Origin of the sequence: Metabacillus sp. KUDC1714 (assembly GCF_014217835.1) — a bacterium.
In the GTDB taxonomy this organism is placed as follows: domain Bacteria; phylum Bacillota; class Bacilli; order Bacillales; family Bacillaceae; genus Metabacillus; species Metabacillus rhizosphaerae.
Genome location: NZ_CP055263.1, coordinates 844,703 through 861,750, shown reverse-complemented (window position 1 = coordinate 861,750; position 17,048 = coordinate 844,703). Strand labels below are relative to the sequence as shown.

The window sequence follows — 17,048 nt, the reverse complement described above, 5'->3', positions numbered from 1 at the left end:
GTAGATCTAAAATGCTAAAGATCTACTTAGGATCATTTACTTAGGCTGTAAAGTTGCCATCATAGCTTAGCATGACTGCGGAACGCACGCCTTGAATAGTAGATATTTCTGATGCAATTTCCGCATCGTTTTCTTTTACACGAATTTCATATGTCACTTCAATCTCATAATCTTGAATAATAGATTTAGATTTTAATGAGAATTTTTTCGTTTTTTCACTCATAATCTGTTCAATTTGTTCTCCGACAGAGTTTTTATCAAATTTCACAACTAATAGATACGGGTTGTCCACTTTAATTTTGTTTGCAAATAAAATAATAACAAGACCAATTAGGACCGAACCGATGATAGCTAATAAAATAAATCCTGCACCACTTAAAATACCAGCAATGACTGACCAGAATAAGTAAACTAAATCCATTGGATCTTTTATTGGCGTACGGAAACGAACGATAGATAATGCTCCAACCATACCAAGTGATAATAATACGTTTTGACTAATTCCCATAATGACTAGAGCTGTTGCCATTGTCATAATAATTAATGAAATATTGAACGAATGTGAGTAAATAACACCGTTAAATGTTTTCTTATATACTGCATAAATACACAGCCCGACTAAAAACGCTACACCTAGTCCAAGTAGTGAATCAATTAATGAAAATGAAGAGGTTGTTTCTAAAAAGCTTGATTTGAAAATATCTGAAAAATTAGTAGTATTCATTTTTTACTCTCCTATTATGTTTTTATCCATTATCCATACATGCGACTTAACTGATATTTTGAATACGCTTCTTGCCTTGTGTCTGTTAGCTGAAGTAAATATTTAATAACATCTGGCAGGTATTCATCATATTTAACTTCTAAGATGACTAAATTTGGTTCTAACACATCTATCATCGGTAAATGTTTATTGAACATATCTGTGTTTTGTAAGCTGGATTGCACCTTTATATCGAAAGTGACACGAACATTACCATAGGGGTACATAAAGGCTTCACGTTCATAATCAACCACTGTTTTCGGTTTGATTTGGTGATTTTGAATTTCAAATAATAAATCACGCATAAGGGCTCTCTCGTCTTTTTCCATCCAATGAATGTCACCAATGCGCATTTTTTCAAATTCCTCACGCGTCATTTTACATTTTGATTTGAATGTTAAATTATTCCGCTTACTTTTGCGTTCAAGATTAACCACCGCATCGTTCTTCCCATATATACGAACACGGTATTTATCGCGATTTAAATAACCTTCTTTTTTTTCGTTCAAAATTTTATTATCAAAATTATCAAAGTAAGTTGAACGAATTAAATATTTGCCATTTGCTCCTGCGTTTGAATCTCTTCTCATAAAGTGCAGAAGTTTACTACGTAACACGCGATATTCCGCTACTGAAATAGCGTGCTTAAACTCATTACGACCTTTCGGATTAAATGAGGTCTGAATTGGCATTATCTCTCCTCCTTCTCTATAAACTTCTTTTTGTTAGGATGTACGTTGGCTAATTGATTGCCTCAACAATTGCTAGTTTATATGCTGAATGTGTCAGCGAGATGTCAAGTAAAGTTTTTGTAAAAACTTTATTAAGGTTTCGGAAAAAATCATTGAGTGATTATATATATAGCGAAAGCGAGCAACTGGAGAGGAAATCAACCACACCGAATTACTTGGTAAATAGCAACATAGTTTGCGAAAATAACTTATAAAAAGACCAAAAAGAACAAAAAGACCATTATCACCATAAATATAAACTTTCTAAATTATCAGTTAACATAAAGGGAGTATTTGAAAGCGTTAACAAAAGGGGTGAATGGTTAATGAAAATAAATTTCAAAAATTTAACTGTCCAAGTGGTCATCGGTATTCTTCTCGGTATTACGATCGGATTTATTTTTCCAGAGTTTGGAGCACAGCTAAAGGTGTTGGCTGACATCTTTATTAAGTTAATTAAGATGGTTATTGCACCAATTATCTTCTTCACTATTGTCATTGGAATTGGTAGTATGGGAGATTTAAAAAAGGTTGGTAGAATTGGAGGTAAGGCATTACTTTATTTTGAAGTCGTGACTACCTTTGCATTAGCGATTGGAATATTAATCGTTTCGATTCTTCAACCAGGTAATGGATTTAATACAAGTGGGGCAGAAGGGGCAGATGTTTCTGAATTTACGAAACAAGCTGAAGAATCAAGTCATGGGTTTATGGACTTTTTGATGGGAATCGTTCCTGAAAATGCGGTTGCAGCTTTAGCAGGTGGAGAATTGCTGCCAATCTTATTCTTTGCCGTATTATTCGGACTAGCAACAGCTTCAGTTGGTGAGAAAGCTGCACCTGTCATCTCTTTATTTGAAAAATTAACTGAGATTTTCTTCTCAATTGTAAACATGATTATGAAAATATCACCAATTGCTGCATTTGGGGCAATGGCATACACAATAGGTAACTTCGGAATAGGCTCTCTCGTTTCATTAGGTAAATTAATGGGCTCGGTGTATATCACAATGTTTTTGTTTATCGTCCTTATTCTTGGTGGCATTGCGAAATACTATAAATTTAGTGTTTTTAGCTTTATTAAATATATTAAAGAAGAAATATTACTTGTGTTAGGTACATCTTCCTCTGAATCTGCCCTACCTAAACTGATGCAAAAGCTTGAGAGATATGGTTGTTCAAAGTCAGTAGTAGGTCTTGTTGTACCAACAGGCTACTCATTTAACTTAGATGGAACCTCTATCTATCTCTCAATGGCAGCAATGTTTATTGCTCAAGCATATGGTGTCGATCTATCAATCTGGCAGATGGCAACATTATTAGGTGTATTAATGCTGACATCTAAAGGGGCTGCAGGTGTTACAGGTTCTGGATTTATTACGTTAGCTGCTACATTAGCAGCATTCCCAATGATACCAGTAGAAGGAATGGCACTTATTCTAGGTGTTGATCGTTTTATGTCAGAAGCACGTGCAATCACAAACCTAATTGGCAATGGTGTAGCTACAGTGGTTATTTCTAAAATGGAAGATGAATTTGATCCAGAAGGCTATGTTGAGGTAGAAGCAGAACCTGAAACAAGCTCTTCTAGTATTGAAACATCTGTAGGTGTGGTAGCAAATAGATAGACTAAATAGGCTGACTCTACCTGAGTCAGCCTATCTTTATACTATTAAAAGAAGGTAACAACTTTCTGATGCAGAATTCTTGAATATAAGGAGGGAGAAAATTTGCAAAATAATAAGCAATCAAACCTATGTAAAATCCTTGGAATCGATTACCCAATTATCCAAGCTGGAATGGCGGGTGGGGCAACAACAGCTGAGTTAGTTGCAAAAGTATCTGAGACAGGTGCCTTAGGTACATTAGGAGCAGCATATATGAGGCCTGTGGGCATAAGAACAACAATAAAAATGATAAAAGAACAGACAAATCGTCCCTTTGCTGTTAATTTATTTTGTACATCTATGAAGGATGACTTTTCAGGAATGACAGAGGTGCAGTCTGTGCTAAATACGTTTCGAGAAAAGCTAGGAGTGCGAGTAGATGAGGACAATGTAAAAACAATAGATGATTTTGAGGAACAATTTCAAGTATTAATGGAAGAAAATGTACCTGTTATTAGTACAGCATTTGGCATCCTTTCTCCTGAAAAAGTCCAAATAGCTAAAAGTAGAGGTGTAAGGGTAATCACAATGGTTACAACTGTTCGGGAAGCAAAGATCGCTGAACAGGCAGGAGCGGATATTATTGTTGCTCAAGGGAGCGATGCAGGTGGCCATAGAAGTACATTTGATATTAAAGAACACCCAAATGGTGCAAATATCGGAACATTTTCATTAATCCCTCAAGTTGTCGACAATGTGAATGTACCAGTAGTTGCAGCAGGAGGTATCATGGATGGTAGAGGAATGCTTGCGGCAATGGCTCTAGGTGCACAAGGGATACAAATGGGAACACAATTCCTTACGTGCAAGGAGTCTGGTATTCACCACTTATATAAAGCGGCCTTATATCAAAGTACAGAAGAAAGTACAGTCATTACGAAAAGCTTTTCAGGACGTCCAGCTCGGGGTATTAAAAATGAATTTATTACTCATTTTGAACAGTCAGGTATTCCTCCTTTACCATTTCCTAGTCAAAACACATTAACAGCAGATATCCGAAAAGCTGCTGCTGTACAAAATGAGATAAACTTTATGTCTTTATGGTCAGGGCAGGCAACTAGGTTATTAAAGGAAGATAAACCAGCTGAAGTGATCATACGTGAAGTGCTATACGAAATGGAAGAAGTATTGAAGACCTTAAATAAACAATAACAGACTCTTTTACTGGCTTAAAGGATCGTTAAGCCAAGTATTCCTATCAAATTTTCGATAATATTTGATATTTTTCATAATTGATGGTTAATTTAATAGTAGAATTTATGTTATGATAGAGTATATTTTGATTGTGTAAAGGAGCTAATTATGGAAAAAGTACTTGTTTTTGGTCATAAAAATCCGGATACAGATACAATCTGTTCTGCCATTGCGTATGCTGAGTTGAAAAATAAAACCGGACAAAATGCTGAGCCTGTTCGCTTAGGTGAAGTAAACGGTGAAACACAATATGCACTTGATTTCTTCAAAAAAGATGCACCTCGTCTTGTTGAAAAGGTTGCTGGTGAAGCAAAAGAAGTTATTTTGGTTGATCATAATGAGCGTCAACAAAGTGCAGATGATATTACGGAAGTTCGTGTACTTGAAGTAATCGATCATCACCGGATCGCTAACTTTGAAACAAGTGATCCAGTTTACTACCGTGCTGAGCCCGTTGGTTGTACAGCTACAATTCTTAACAAATTGTATAAAGAAAAAGGTGTTCAAATTGAGAAGGAAACAGCTGGATTAATGTTATCTGCGATCATTTCTGACTCTCTTTTATTCAAATCTCCAACTTGCACACAAGAAGATGTAGATGCAGCAAAAGAATTAGCTGAAATTGCTGGTGTTGATGCGAATACATACGGCTTAGATATGCTTAAAGCTGGTGCAGATTTAAGCGATAAATCTGTTGCGCAATTAATCTCACTTGATGCAAAAGAATTCCAAATGGGCTCAAGCAAAGTAGAAATTGCTCAAGTGAACGCAGTTGATACAAACGATGTACTTGTTCATAAAGCGGAAATAGAAGCAGCACTATCAAGCGTTATTGCTGACAAAGGATTAGACTTATTCTTATTCGTTGTTACTGATATCTTAACAAATGATTCAGTTGCCTTAGCAATTGGTAACGAAACGAATAAAGTAGAGCAAGCATTCAATGTGAAACTAGACAACAACCAAGCTACACTTAAAGGTGTTGTTTCACGTAAAAAACAAATTGTTCCCGTGTTAACAGAAGCATTTACGAAATAAGATTAAAAAGCCACAGTCCATCTTTAAATTGGATGTGGCTTTTTTGATTTAATTATAAGGTGAAGAAAGTTTCAATAATTATATTTAATTAACGGGGCTTTATTTCAACAAGAACTACCATTAAACGCGACACCGCCAGTAAAAAACGCAACAAGATCATAAGTGACATATTCATAGCAGAATAAGTCCTATCAAAACGAAGTATATTAAATGAAAACACTTACAAAAATAAACAATACATATTAAAATAGAATCATAGATTCAATAATTTCGAACATAAAGGGGAAATGGGAATGGCGTTAATTCAATGTCAATTTTATTCTGACGTTTTATCATTAAGCACATCGATGACAGTGATCTTACCTCAACAAACTACATCACAAATCGGGATGCAAAATAAGCAAATTGGTGATAAGCATAAAACACTCTTTCTTCTCCATGGTTTTAGTGATGATGATACAATCTGGACTCGTCGTACCTCAATCGAACGATACGTCGCCCCACTTGGATTGGCAGTTGTAATGCCACAGGTTCATCAAAGCTTTTATACGGATATGAAATATGGTAATCGCTATTGGACATTTCTAACCGAGGAATTACCACATATCGCACGTTCTTTCTTCCCATTATCTGCAAAAAGAGAAGACAATTTTGTTGCTGGTTTATCAATGGGAGGTTATGGCGCATTAAAATGGGCGCTTCGCCATCCTGAAAACTTTGCCGCAGCAGCAAGTCTTTCTGGTGCCGTTGATATGGCGAATTGGATCAAACAAGATGGACATTTAGACAATGTGTTCGAACTCATTTATGGTGATGAGGATATAAAAAATACAGAGAATGACCTTTTATGGCTTTTGGAAAAAGGAGACAAATCTCCAGAATTGCAAAAACCAGCGATCTATCAATGCTGTGGGACAGAGGATTTTTTATTTGAAAGCAATGTAACGTTTAAAGAAAAATGTGAACAAACGAGCTATTGTTTAACAACAGATTTTGGACCAGGTGCTCATGATTGGCAGTATTGGGATGATAAAATACAAGATGTGTTGAAGTGGTTACCTCTGTAGACTATATACATAAGACTTAAGTAAACTAAAACAAGGTGGTTCCCCCTTAGGGCGGATAGCCACCTTGTTCAATGTCATTTATTTTAATTACCGTATCTCATATTTATCCTTAAGAGACTCCGGAGCCATCTTAATCATTCTTTCTAAAACAAATGTAGCAATCACGATATCATCGACAACCCCGATAAGTGATAAAAAGTCTGGTATTAAATCAAATGGAAAAAACGCATATGTTAGTATTAATAACACGCCAATTGCTTTTTTGTGTACCTCAACCTCTTTTGATATAAAAAAATCTTTTAAGAAGGGGATAAACTTCCAAAACTTAATGATAAATTTAATTCTTTTAAAATATTTAAACAAACGAATCACCTCTTTTATGATCGGATCGAATAGCTTTGAATGGTTGACACTATACTATTATGAAATCTAGGAGGGTTATTCGTTTCAATTGCAATTTCCTTAGATTACTTGAATGATATCCTGATCTTTACTTTCGATACCTTGATTAAAAGTTAATCTCGTTTTAAAGCGGTAAGATATTCTTTCTGATGAAGTTGGAATCGTTTCAGGTAACTTAAAAGTAAATGAAACTTGATTGTCTTCTTCAGAGTTAATCAGTTTAGAAGACAAAACGGTTGCTGTATCAATGACCTTTTCCTGCTCAGTTGATTGATCAAGCATGACTAAATCACATTCAATTCTTTTTAGTTGTTGTTCAATTGTTCCACCTTTTATATAAAAATGTCCGTTAATTAGTTCACCTCTACGATATGATTCCCTTGGTAAAATAAGATCAATGATCGCTGAACCTACTCCTAATAGAGACATATATTTTCTCAGTAACATTCAAATTCCTCCTCATTTTATTTACTTTGTTTAATATATTTTTGGTCTATTCGTTTTTCGATTTTTTCAAGTTGATTTTTATCTTTGAGAAGTTCTTCTTTGTTTCTTTTCATTAACTCCATGAATGACACTTTTTTCATTTTGAAAGCTCCTTTTGTCGTTCCCCGAGTAGGAAAAGGGATATAAAAAAACCTTTACCATCATTGGTAAAGGTTTTAGAAACAAATAAAGACCTTTACCGATAAGTAAAGGTCTTGCTAACAACATTACGTTGCCAACAAAGCCGAGAGTGGGAAAACTCCGTAATGACGACTTTGTTGTTAAAGCTACTCCCCTTTAGGAGATACGATTTAATTATTTGAGTTAATCATAAGGTATTTTTAATAAAGCGTCAACAGATAATTAGCGGATTATCCAGGAAAAATGTGACAATTTTGTTAATTGATCTTCTGATCTGTATGATAGCCTAAACAAATGTTAAAGTTAATAATCTATTCATAGCTTTGTGAAAAAGATTTTTTTAAGATAATATTAGAAAAGAAGACATTATTATTTATATAGGAATGAATATAGCTTTTTATAGTTGTTTTCAGAGTGTAACATAATATTTCCTATCTAAAGGGAAATGACATTTTCATATTATAAGAGATAAAAGATTCAGGAGGAAAAGAAGAAAAATGCTTAAAACGTCCTTAACAACTACGTTTGGGTCATTGCAGTGGTTGTTTTTTATTTTTGCAAATGTTGTTGTAGTCCCAATCTCAATTGGTGTTGCATTTGAATTACCTTCATATGAAGTGGCGACAATCCAACGAAGCTCTTTTATTTTTACTGGTGTTGCTTGTATGCTCCAAGGATTAATCGGGCATCGTTTTCCAATTATGGAGGGACCTTCAGGAGTCATTTGGGCACTAGTTCTTAATTTGAGTTTTTCCGCATCATCACTTGGAATGAGCTTGCAAACAATTGGTGGAGGAATTGCAACAGGGATGATTGTAGCAGGTATTTTTACTATCATCATTTCTGTCTTTCGTTTATATTGGATTTTACATAAGCTCATTACACATATGGTTATGAGTGTTTATTTATTTTTACTTACCTTTCAACTTATCATGATATTTTTTATGGGGATGTTAAAAATAAATGAAGATGGAAAACTCGATTTACCTATTACACTATTTTCAATAGGAATCGTCATCTTTGTGAGTATGCTAAATATAGTAGGAAATAAAGGGATCGGGAATTTTTCTATTTTAATAGGAATGATAGTAGGCTGGTTAGGATATTCATTATTATTTTCTACAGAAGTACAGAATATAAGTAGGGGTGTTTCACTTACATTATTTCCACTTGGTCAGCCGAACCTAGAAATAGGTATTATCGCGATTACCTTTTTGGGCTGCTTGGTTAACTTAAGTAATACAACAACCTCTGTTGAAGCAACAGCGAAACTCTATCAAGATCATGAACTACCAACTGAACAGAGGTACAGAAGCTCTTATTTATTAACAGGATTATACGCAGCCCTTGCTCCGCTATTCGGGCTTATTTCCTATTCACCATATGCTTCATCAATTGGCTTTTTGGAGAGTACAAAAATGCTTAAAAAGAAACCCTTTCTAATCGGGGGGGCACTAATGGTTCTTCTAGGAATTATTCCTGCTCTAGGTTCTCTACTGGCTACACTTCCAATTACTGTTGGGAATGCGGTTTTGTTTGTTGCTTATATTCAATTATTCGGAACTTCTATAAAAAGCTTAAATGGCTATACCTTTACATCTAAAACAATATATAGGCTTGCTATACCGGTATTAGTAGGAGTTTGTATTATGACATTAGACAGCAAGATATTTACTAGCTTGCCGATTTACCTCCAACCATTAATCGGGAACGGATTTATTATGGGTGTACTACTGTCCGTCTGTTTAGAAAAAATGATAAATTGGGAGAAGGTTATAGAGTGACAAGAATAAATACCTATCAATCGAAGGGCTGACAAAATTCAGCCACAATCATTAGGGAACTTCCCTAATATGGTTAATTGAAAGCGTTGTCTAATTACCATCTTCCTCTTAGAGAAGTATAAGGATAAACAAAAGTCAAAGTAAACAAATATATTTCCAATAAAAACAAACAAAAACGGGTATCAAAACAAAAGGAAAAGTAGTATAATCATTAAAAAGATAGCTTAGAAGAAATTGGTTCATTTTGAATGGAGGTTAATAGATGAAGGTCTCTCTTTTTATTACTTGCTTAGCAGATGTTTTTTATTCGAACGTTGGGAAGCATACAGTAGAGCTTTTAGAGAAACTTGGCTGTGAAGTAGATTTTCCTGAACAACAAACATGCTGTGGTCAGCCTGCTTATAATAGTGGTTATCATAAGGAAACAAAGGAAGTTGCAAAACATATGATTCGAACGTTTGAGGATTCAGATTATGTGGTTGGACCATCTGGTTCATGTGTAGCAATGCTACGTGAGTATGGTCATTTATTTGAAAATGAACCTGCTTGGAAAGAAAAAGCAGAAAAATTAGCAAGTAAATCATTTGAATTAACACAGTTTATTGTTGAAGTATTAAAGGTAGAAAACGTGAATGCGAGTTTACCAGCATGTGCTACCTATCATAAATCTTGTCACATGACACGGCTGCTCGGGGTGAAGGATGCTCCTGGAAAGCTTCTAGATCATGTAGAAGGCTTGGAGGTTAAACCACTTCCGAATAGCCAAGATTGTTGTGGATTTGGTGGAACGTTTTCTGTGAAAATGGTGCCAATATCTGAACAGATGGTAGATGAAAAAGTACAGCATGTTGAGGAAACTGGAGCAGACATTTTAATTGGTGCTGATTGTGGTTGTTTAATGAATATCGGTGGAAGAATTAACCGAAAAGGAAAACCAATCAAGGTTATGCATATTGCTGAAGTACTGAATAGTGAGGTGAAATAACCATGGCAATGAAAATTGGTGAAGATAAGTTCTTTGAACGAGTAGATAAAGGGGTTCAAAATACATTTATGCGTAATGCTGTCGTCTCTGCTCAGGAGCGGATGCAAGGCAAACGCTTAGCAGCTGTAGAAGAGCTAGGTAATTGGGAAGAATGGCGTAAGCTTGGTGAGGAAATCAGAACTCACACGCTTGAAAATATTGATTATTATTTAGAACAACTTAGTGAAAATGTAACAAAGCGTGGCGGTCACGTATTCTTTGCTTCAACAAAGGAAGAAGCAAATGAGTATATCTCGAAGGTAGCAAAAGAAAAGCGAGCAAAGAAAGTCGTAAAGTCAAAGTCAATGGTAACAGAGGAAATTAATTTAAATGCAGCTTTAGAAAAAGCAGGCTGTGAGGTGATTGAAACAGATTTAGGAGAATATATCCTCCAGCTTGATGATCATGATCCTCCATCACATATTGTTGTACCTGCACTGCATAAAAATAAAGAACAAATTCGTGACACGTTTAAAGAAAAACGAGGCTATGATAAATCAGAAATTCCTGAAGAACTTGCACTTTTTGCAAGGGAACAGCTCCGTCAAGAATTTCTAAGCGCAGATTTAGGAATAACAGGCTGTAATTTCGCTGTCGCAGAATCAGGTTCAATTAGTCTTGTGACAAATGAAGGAAATGCAGGTCTTGTAACCGCTTTACCGAAGACGCAAATTACAGTAATGGGAATGGAGCGAATTGTTCCTACGTGGGAAGAGCTAGATATACTTGTTAGTTTACTTTGTCGAAGCTCTGTAGGACAAAAATTAACAAGTTATATTACCGGTTTAACTGGCCCTAAGGATGAAGGTGATGTTGACGGTCCAGAGGAATTCCATCTTGTCATTGTTGATAATGGACGATCAAATATATTAGGTACTGAGTTCCAAAGTGCTCTTAATTGCATTCGTTGTGCAGCATGTGTCAATGTATGTCCTGTTTATCGCCATATTGGTGGTCATTCATATGGTTCAATTTATGCAGGCCCAATCGGTGCTGTCTTAACACCGCTATTAGGTGGTTATGAGGATTATAAAGAGCTTCCCTATGCATCATCTCTATGTGCTGCATGTACAGATGCATGTCCTGTGAAAATACCACTTCACGAATTGCTGATTAAACATCGTAGAAAAATTGTAGAGGATGAGAAAAAATCTCCTTTTGCAGAAAAACTTGCAATGAAGGGATATCAGTTAGCAGCCAGTTCACCAAGTCTATATAAGGCGGGGACAAAATCAGCTTCTACCGTTATGGCACCTTTTACACAATCAAACAGCATTCAAAAAGGTCCTGGTCCAATGAAACCATGGACAGATGTTCGAGATTTTCCTGCACCTAATAAAGAAAGATTTAGAGATTGGTATAAAAAGAGAGAGAAAGGTGAGGAATAGGAATGGGAAAAGGACAAGTTTACAATCGAGAATCATTCCTAAATACGGTTGTTGCTAAGCTTGGTCGTGAGCGAAAAACAAATGTCTCTAAGCCTGTTTGGACAACTACCCCACAATTCGAGGTACTAAAAGATGCATCACAAGATGAATTAGTGGATGTACTGAAAAAACACTGTGAAGTCATTCATACACAGTTTATTGAGACAAATCTAGAAAAGCTTACACAAACAATACGTAATGTATTTGAACAGTACGAGGTTGGTAGTATCGTGACTTGGAAAGACGAGCGCCATAGAGAATTTGGATTAGATGAAGGATTACTCACACAATTACCAAACGAAGGTACCAGCGTTCATATTTGGGATCCTGCATTAAAGGAAAAGAATATACAAGCCGCTGAAAAAGCAGATGTTGGAATCACCTTCAGTGATATTACCTTAGCAGAATCAGGTACGGTTGTGTTGTTCAGTAACGAAAATAAGGGTAGATCTGTGAGTTTATTACCGAAAACCTATATTGCAATTGTGCCAAAAAGTACGTTAGTTCCGAGAATGACACAAGCTACATCAATTATTAGTAAACAAGTACAAGCTGGAGAAAAAATCTCATCTTGTATTGACTTCATTACAGGGCCGAGTAATAGTGCGGACATTGAACTGAACTTAATTGTTGGAGTGCATGGTCCGATTAAAGCAACTTATATCCTGGTGAACGATAAATAAAAAGAATTTCAAAAATAAACAAAAAACATATTCAAAAATAAACAAACATATTGTATAATAAAAAACAGATAATCAAATGAAAAAACAGAAACAAACAATATAGAGGAGGAAACAAAATGGTACAAAGTTTATGGAATAAAGAGCAAGCTTCAGTATTACCTCAAGGGGTAGAGGAATTAGTATATCGTTCCAATCTAATCGGATCAGATCGCTCAGTTTGTAACTGGGGTGGCGGAAATACGTCAATGAAAACAATTGAAAAGGATTTCCGTGGCCGTGATGTTGAAGTTATGTGGGTAAAAGGAAGCGGATCAGATTTAGCAACGATGAAAACTCATAACTTTACAGGCTTAAAAATGGAAGACATCCGTCCTTTAATTGAAAAAGACGAAATGCCTGATGAAGAAATGGTTGCTTATCTTGCGCATTGCATGATCGATAGCAAGCACCCGCGTGCATCAATCGAAACACTTTTACATGCATTTTTACCATTCAAACATGTTGACCACACACATCCAGATGCAATCATCAGTGTTTGCTGTGCAGATAACGGTCGACAAATTGCAGAAGAAATTTACGGAGACCGCTTCGTATGGGTACCATATGTACGCCCAGGATTTACATTATCAAAAATGATCGCTGAAGGTGTGAAAAATAATCCAAATGCAGAGCTAGTTCTAATGGAAAAACATGGTCTAGTTGTTTGGGGAGAAACAGCAGAAGAAAGCTATGAAAAAACAATTTCAATTATCAATGAAGCAGAACAATATATTCAAGCTAGAGTTGTAGAGGAAAACGTATTTGGCGGACAAAAATACGAAGCACTTTCAGAAGAAGACCGCAAAAATGTTTTAGCGCAAGTAATGCCAGTTATCCGTGGTGCTGTTAGTGATGAAAAGAAAATGCTATTAACATATGACGATGCTGATGATGTCCTGCAATTTGTAAACAGTAACAATGCACCAGAACTATCACAAGTTGGAGCTGCATGCCCTGACCATTTAGTTCATACAAAAATGACACCATTATACATTGAGTGGAATCCACAAACAGAAGATGTTGCTAGCTTAGTAGAAAAAGTAAAAGCTGGAATTGAAAGCTTTAAAGAAGAGTACAAAGCATATTTTGAAAGAAATAAAAATGAAGGTGACCAAATTTCTGAAGCAGCTCCTCGAGTTATTTTAATCCCAGGAATCGGGATGGTTAACACTGGGAAGAATGTTGCGAATGCAAACGTGAGCGGAGCATTATACCACCGTGCAATTGCAGTTATGAAAGGGTCTACTACTCTAGGCAGCTTCGTTTCTCTGAACGAAAATGAATCTTTTAATGTTGAATATTGGCCACTTGAGCTTTACAAACTATCATTAGCTCCTGCTGAAGCTGAATTTTCAAGACAAGTAGCATTTGTAACTGGTGGTGCAGGTGGAATCGGAAGCGAAACTTGCCGTCAATTTGTTGCCGAAGGTGCACATGTAGTGATCGCTGACCTTAACCTTGAAGGGGCAGAAAAGGTAGCAGCTGAAATTAATGAGCAATATGGCGAGGGCCGTGCATTTGCTGTGAAAATGGATGTAACAAGCGAGGAAGCGGTTCAAGCAGCATTTGAACAGACTGCATTAACTTATGGCGGTGTTGACGTTATCGTAAACAACGCAGGTCTAGCAACATCAAGTCCATTTGATGAAACGTCTTTAAAAGAGTGGAACCTTAACATGAACGTACTTGGAACAGGATATTTCTTAGTTGCTCGTGAAGCGTTTAAACAAATGAAATCACAAGGCGTTGGCGGAAACATGGTATTCATTGGCTCTAAAAACTCTGTATATGCTGGTAAAAATGCAGCAGCTTACAGCTCTGTTAAAGCGATGGAGACTCACCTTGCAAGATGTATCGCAGCAGAAGGCGGAGAATTCGGAATTCGCGTAAACTCTGTACTTCCAGACGCAGTCCTTCAAGGATCAGCAATCTGGGGATCAAACTGGAGAGAAGAACGTGCTGCAGCGTACGGGATTCACCCAGACCAATTAGAAGAACACTATCGTAAACGTACAACTTTATTAGTGAACATCTATCCAAAAGATATCGCTCAATCGATTTTATTCTTTGCTTCTTCAAAATCAGATCGAACTACAGGATGTATGCTAACAGTTGACGGCGGAGTACCAGCAGCGTTTACTAGATAATTAACAAAAGCGCAAGCGACCGTTTAGCGACGAGAAACAAGAGCACTCCGTATGAGATAAAGCGAGACTTCCATCAGTGGTTTTCTGATGGATAGCGAGACTTATCGGATCTTTACTGGCAGTTATTATTTACTGACCGTTAAGGTGCGGCAAAGGAAACACGAAGAGCGTAAGCGATTCGATGTTGACTTAGCGTATAAGGAGTGTGAAGTTCACTAGTCGCTGGGAGCTGGGGCTGGATGTCAAAGCGCTAAATTCACATGTCTAGAAATTAATAAATTCCTAGTAAGTAATTAATTAACATCAAGGTGTAATAGGTTAAAATGCTATTACACCTTGATCTATAATTAAGAGATGAAAATAAATATAACCAATAATATGAAAACGCTTTACTTACGACGTTGACAAGGGACTATGCGTTAATTGTTTACTATGTGATAATATTTATTTAGAGCCTACAAGCGGAAGAATAACTTTTAGCACGTAAGCTCAAATCTCATAATATTATTTCCTCATTGTGAGTAACTGGGAGGGTATGAATACAGATGCTTGTAGCAGAAAGACATCGTAAAATTGTTGAAGTTGTAAATGAAAAACTAAGTGTAAGAGTAACTGAGTTAAGTAAGGCATTTAAAGTAACCGAAGAAACAATTAGACGTGATCTCGAGAAATTAGAAAAAGAAAATTTACTGCGCCGAAGCCATGGTGGTGCAGTTAGTATTCAAGATGAGCAATCAGAGGTTTCTTATACAGAAAGAGAAATAACAAACTCACTGGAAAAGAAATCTATTGCAATAGAAGCGGTAAAACTTATTAAACCTGGTGAGCAAATTGTTTTAGATGCAAGTACAACTGCATGGTATATGGCAAAGGAAATGCCAGATGTTCCATTAACTGTTATCACTAACTCAATAAAAGTGGCAGTGGAACTCAGTAAAAAAGAGCAGGTAAAAGTAATCTCAACTGGAGGTATGCTTCTACCAAAATCATTATCATATGTTGGCCCTTTAGCTGAAAGGTCACTTAACATGTATCATGTGAACAAGGCGTTTATTTCCTGTAAAGGAGTGCACATTGAAGGTGGATTAAGTGATTCAAATGAATGGCAGGCGTTACTGAAAAGACAAATGATGTTAATATCTGATCAAACCATTCTAATGGCTGATTCTACTAAGTTTGGCGTGCGAACCTTTGCTCATATTACTGAGATCGGGCAAGTTAGTTGTGTACTTACAGATTCAAATCTCGATGAAGCCTATAGTAGGGCATTAGAAGAAAAAGGTGTAAAGATCCAAACTGTTGGGGTTAGTCCGTAAAAGCGGAGGACTCAGGTGAAGAGGAAGCTTCCCCAACCTGATTAAAATAGTGTTAAAAGAGAGGGCGGACCTAAATTAGTCAGCCTCTTTTTCTAAAAAAATCAACAAAGAAAATCGTGAGGCATGATCATGAATTCTGACCTTTTACAAGAATTACTTCAATTAAATAGTGAGGAAAAACTGATGCTTCAACAACAAAATGAAGTAAAAAAGGAACTATACACAAGTCAGGATCATTTTGTCGTTGAAAGTGAGAAATTCCTAAAGCAAAATACAATGATTATGGTACGTAAGCATACGAGATTTGTTGATTTTCCAAAACATAAACACAATTATATTGAAGTAAATTATGTTTTTAATGGAATGCTTAAGCAAACAGTTGGAAATGAACGGTTTACCTTAAAAAAAGGGGATCTACTCTTTTTAAATCAACATATTGAGCACGAGCTAGAGGCATGTGGTGAAGAGGATATCATCATTAATTTTATTATCAGGCCCGAATTCTTTTCGTTTATCTTTTCCTATTTAACAACAGAAAACTTAATAAGTAATTTCCTAATTAATAGTTTATTTAACCGAACTCAAAATGGTCAATACCTTTATTTTGCTGTATCAGAAGTAGTAAGTATTCAAGAGTTGATTGGGAAAATAATTCTGGAAATTATGAATCCCTCTATTATGTCTGAATCGACGATCAAACTATACATGGGCCTTTTAATGGTAGAACTCATTAAGCATTCTGACAAGGTGAAATATAAGGAGGATTCACATAAACATCGAACAATTGTAGAGTCCTTAAAATATATAGAAGAGCAATTTAATCATGCTACATTATATCAATTGGCTGATAAACTAAATCAGCCACACTATACGTTAAGTAAGCAAATTAAAAAGGCGACTAATTTTACATTTAAAGAACTACTTCAAGAGAAAAAACTAAGTGTCGCAAAGGAATTATTAGAAAATACCTCGCTCTCTATTACTGCAATTATCGAGCAGGTAGGGTATGAAAATATTAGCTATTTTTATCGTGTGTTTAAAGGCAAATACGGATATACACCTAAGCAGTTTAGAGAGAAAATGCTTAAATAATTATGATGGAAAGTTCCTATCTTTCAAGTTTATAGAGGAAATATAGC

General features: G+C 35.9%; 16 protein-coding genes. 11 read left to right on the top strand and 5 right to left on the bottom strand.

From position 1 onward, the window contains the following. Positions 1-40: 40 nt before the first annotated feature. The gene (locus HUW50_RS04170) at positions 41-724 is read right to left on the bottom strand and encodes a DUF4956 domain-containing protein (RefSeq protein ID WP_066340326.1); all 684 of its coding nucleotides are present in this window, start codon (positions 722-724) and stop codon (positions 41-43) included. 29 nt (positions 725-753) lie between these two features. Beyond that, the gene (locus HUW50_RS04165; RefSeq protein ID WP_185653718.1) at positions 754-1,455 is read right to left on the bottom strand and encodes a polyphosphate polymerase domain-containing protein; all 702 of its coding nucleotides are present in this window, start codon (positions 1,453-1,455) and stop codon (positions 754-756) included. Positions 1,456-1,820: 365 nt separating this feature from the next. On the opposite strand from HUW50_RS04165, the gene HUW50_RS04160 reads away from it, so the two are divergent. The 4 genes from HUW50_RS04160 (at position 1,821) to HUW50_RS04145 (ending at position 6,460) form a co-directional block, all read left to right on the top strand. Beyond that, complete coding sequence (locus HUW50_RS04160; RefSeq protein WP_066340321.1) at positions 1,821-3,122, top strand: dicarboxylate/amino acid:cation symporter; 1,302 nt, start codon at positions 1,821-1,823, stop codon at positions 3,120-3,122. Positions 3,123-3,224: 102 nt separating this feature from the next. Next, positions 3,225-4,313, top strand: coding sequence for an NAD(P)H-dependent flavin oxidoreductase (locus HUW50_RS04155; RefSeq protein WP_066340320.1), 1,089 nt, complete (start codon positions 3,225-3,227; stop codon positions 4,311-4,313). A 150-nt stretch (positions 4,314-4,463) separates the two neighbouring features. Next, positions 4,464-5,393 carry a manganese-dependent inorganic pyrophosphatase gene (locus tag HUW50_RS04150; protein ID WP_066340317.1) on the top strand — a complete coding sequence of 310 codons (930 nt, stop codon included), beginning with the start codon at positions 4,464-4,466 and terminating at the stop codon, positions 5,391-5,393. A 293-nt stretch (positions 5,394-5,686) separates the two neighbouring features. After that, positions 5,687-6,460: an alpha/beta hydrolase gene (locus tag HUW50_RS04145; RefSeq protein WP_066340314.1), complete on the top strand. Its 774-nt coding sequence runs from the start codon at positions 5,687-5,689 to the stop codon at positions 6,458-6,460. Positions 6,461-6,547: 87 nt separating this feature from the next. Here the strand turns inward: HUW50_RS04145 and HUW50_RS04140 are convergent, their stop codons facing one another. From HUW50_RS04140 to HUW50_RS04130, 3 genes are all read right to left on the bottom strand, one after another. Next, positions 6,548-6,823 carry a YkvA family protein gene (locus HUW50_RS04140; protein ID WP_066340310.1) on the bottom strand — a complete coding sequence of 92 codons (276 nt, stop codon included), beginning with the start codon at positions 6,821-6,823 and terminating at the stop codon, positions 6,548-6,550. 99 nt (positions 6,824-6,922) lie between these two features. Then, positions 6,923-7,309 (bottom strand): sporulation protein, encoded by a 387-nt coding sequence (locus HUW50_RS04135; protein WP_066340307.1) that lies wholly within the window; start codon positions 7,307-7,309, stop codon positions 6,923-6,925. Positions 7,310-7,326: 17 nt separating this feature from the next. Then, on the bottom strand, positions 7,327-7,449 hold the full coding sequence (locus HUW50_RS04130; protein WP_083964817.1) for an FbpB family small basic protein: 123 nt from the start codon (positions 7,447-7,449) through the stop codon (positions 7,327-7,329). 537 nt (positions 7,450-7,986) lie between these two features. Between HUW50_RS04130 and HUW50_RS04125 the strand changes: the two genes are divergently transcribed. From HUW50_RS04125 to HUW50_RS04095, 7 genes are all read left to right on the top strand, one after another. Continuing rightward, positions 7,987-9,273, top strand: a complete 1,287-nt coding sequence (locus HUW50_RS04125) for a uracil/xanthine transporter (protein ID WP_066340304.1) — start codon at positions 7,987-7,989, stop codon at positions 9,271-9,273. 262 nt (positions 9,274-9,535) lie between these two features. Continuing rightward, positions 9,536-10,258 carry a (Fe-S)-binding protein gene (locus HUW50_RS04120; RefSeq protein WP_066340303.1) on the top strand — a complete coding sequence of 241 codons (723 nt, stop codon included), beginning with the start codon at positions 9,536-9,538 and terminating at the stop codon, positions 10,256-10,258. A 2-nt stretch (positions 10,259-10,260) separates the two neighbouring features. Continuing rightward, a complete protein-coding gene (locus HUW50_RS04115; RefSeq protein ID WP_066340301.1) occupies positions 10,261-11,685 on the top strand; it encodes a LutB/LldF family L-lactate oxidation iron-sulfur protein in 1,425 nt (474 codons plus the stop codon). Positions 11,686-11,687: 2 nt separating this feature from the next. Continuing rightward, positions 11,688-12,407: a LutC/YkgG family protein gene (locus HUW50_RS04110; protein WP_066340299.1), complete on the top strand. Its 720-nt coding sequence runs from the start codon at positions 11,688-11,690 to the stop codon at positions 12,405-12,407. 116 nt (positions 12,408-12,523) lie between these two features. Next, the gene (locus HUW50_RS04105; protein WP_066340297.1) at positions 12,524-14,593 is read left to right on the top strand and encodes a bifunctional aldolase/short-chain dehydrogenase; all 2,070 of its coding nucleotides are present in this window, start codon (positions 12,524-12,526) and stop codon (positions 14,591-14,593) included. A gap of 545 nt (positions 14,594-15,138) precedes the next feature. Further along, positions 15,139-15,909, top strand: a complete 771-nt coding sequence (locus HUW50_RS04100; protein WP_066340294.1) for a DeoR/GlpR family DNA-binding transcription regulator — start codon at positions 15,139-15,141, stop codon at positions 15,907-15,909. A gap of 129 nt (positions 15,910-16,038) precedes the next feature. Then, a complete protein-coding gene (locus tag HUW50_RS04095; RefSeq protein ID WP_066340291.1) occupies positions 16,039-17,001 on the top strand; it encodes an AraC family transcriptional regulator in 963 nt (320 codons plus the stop codon). Positions 17,002-17,048 lie beyond the last annotated feature (47 nt).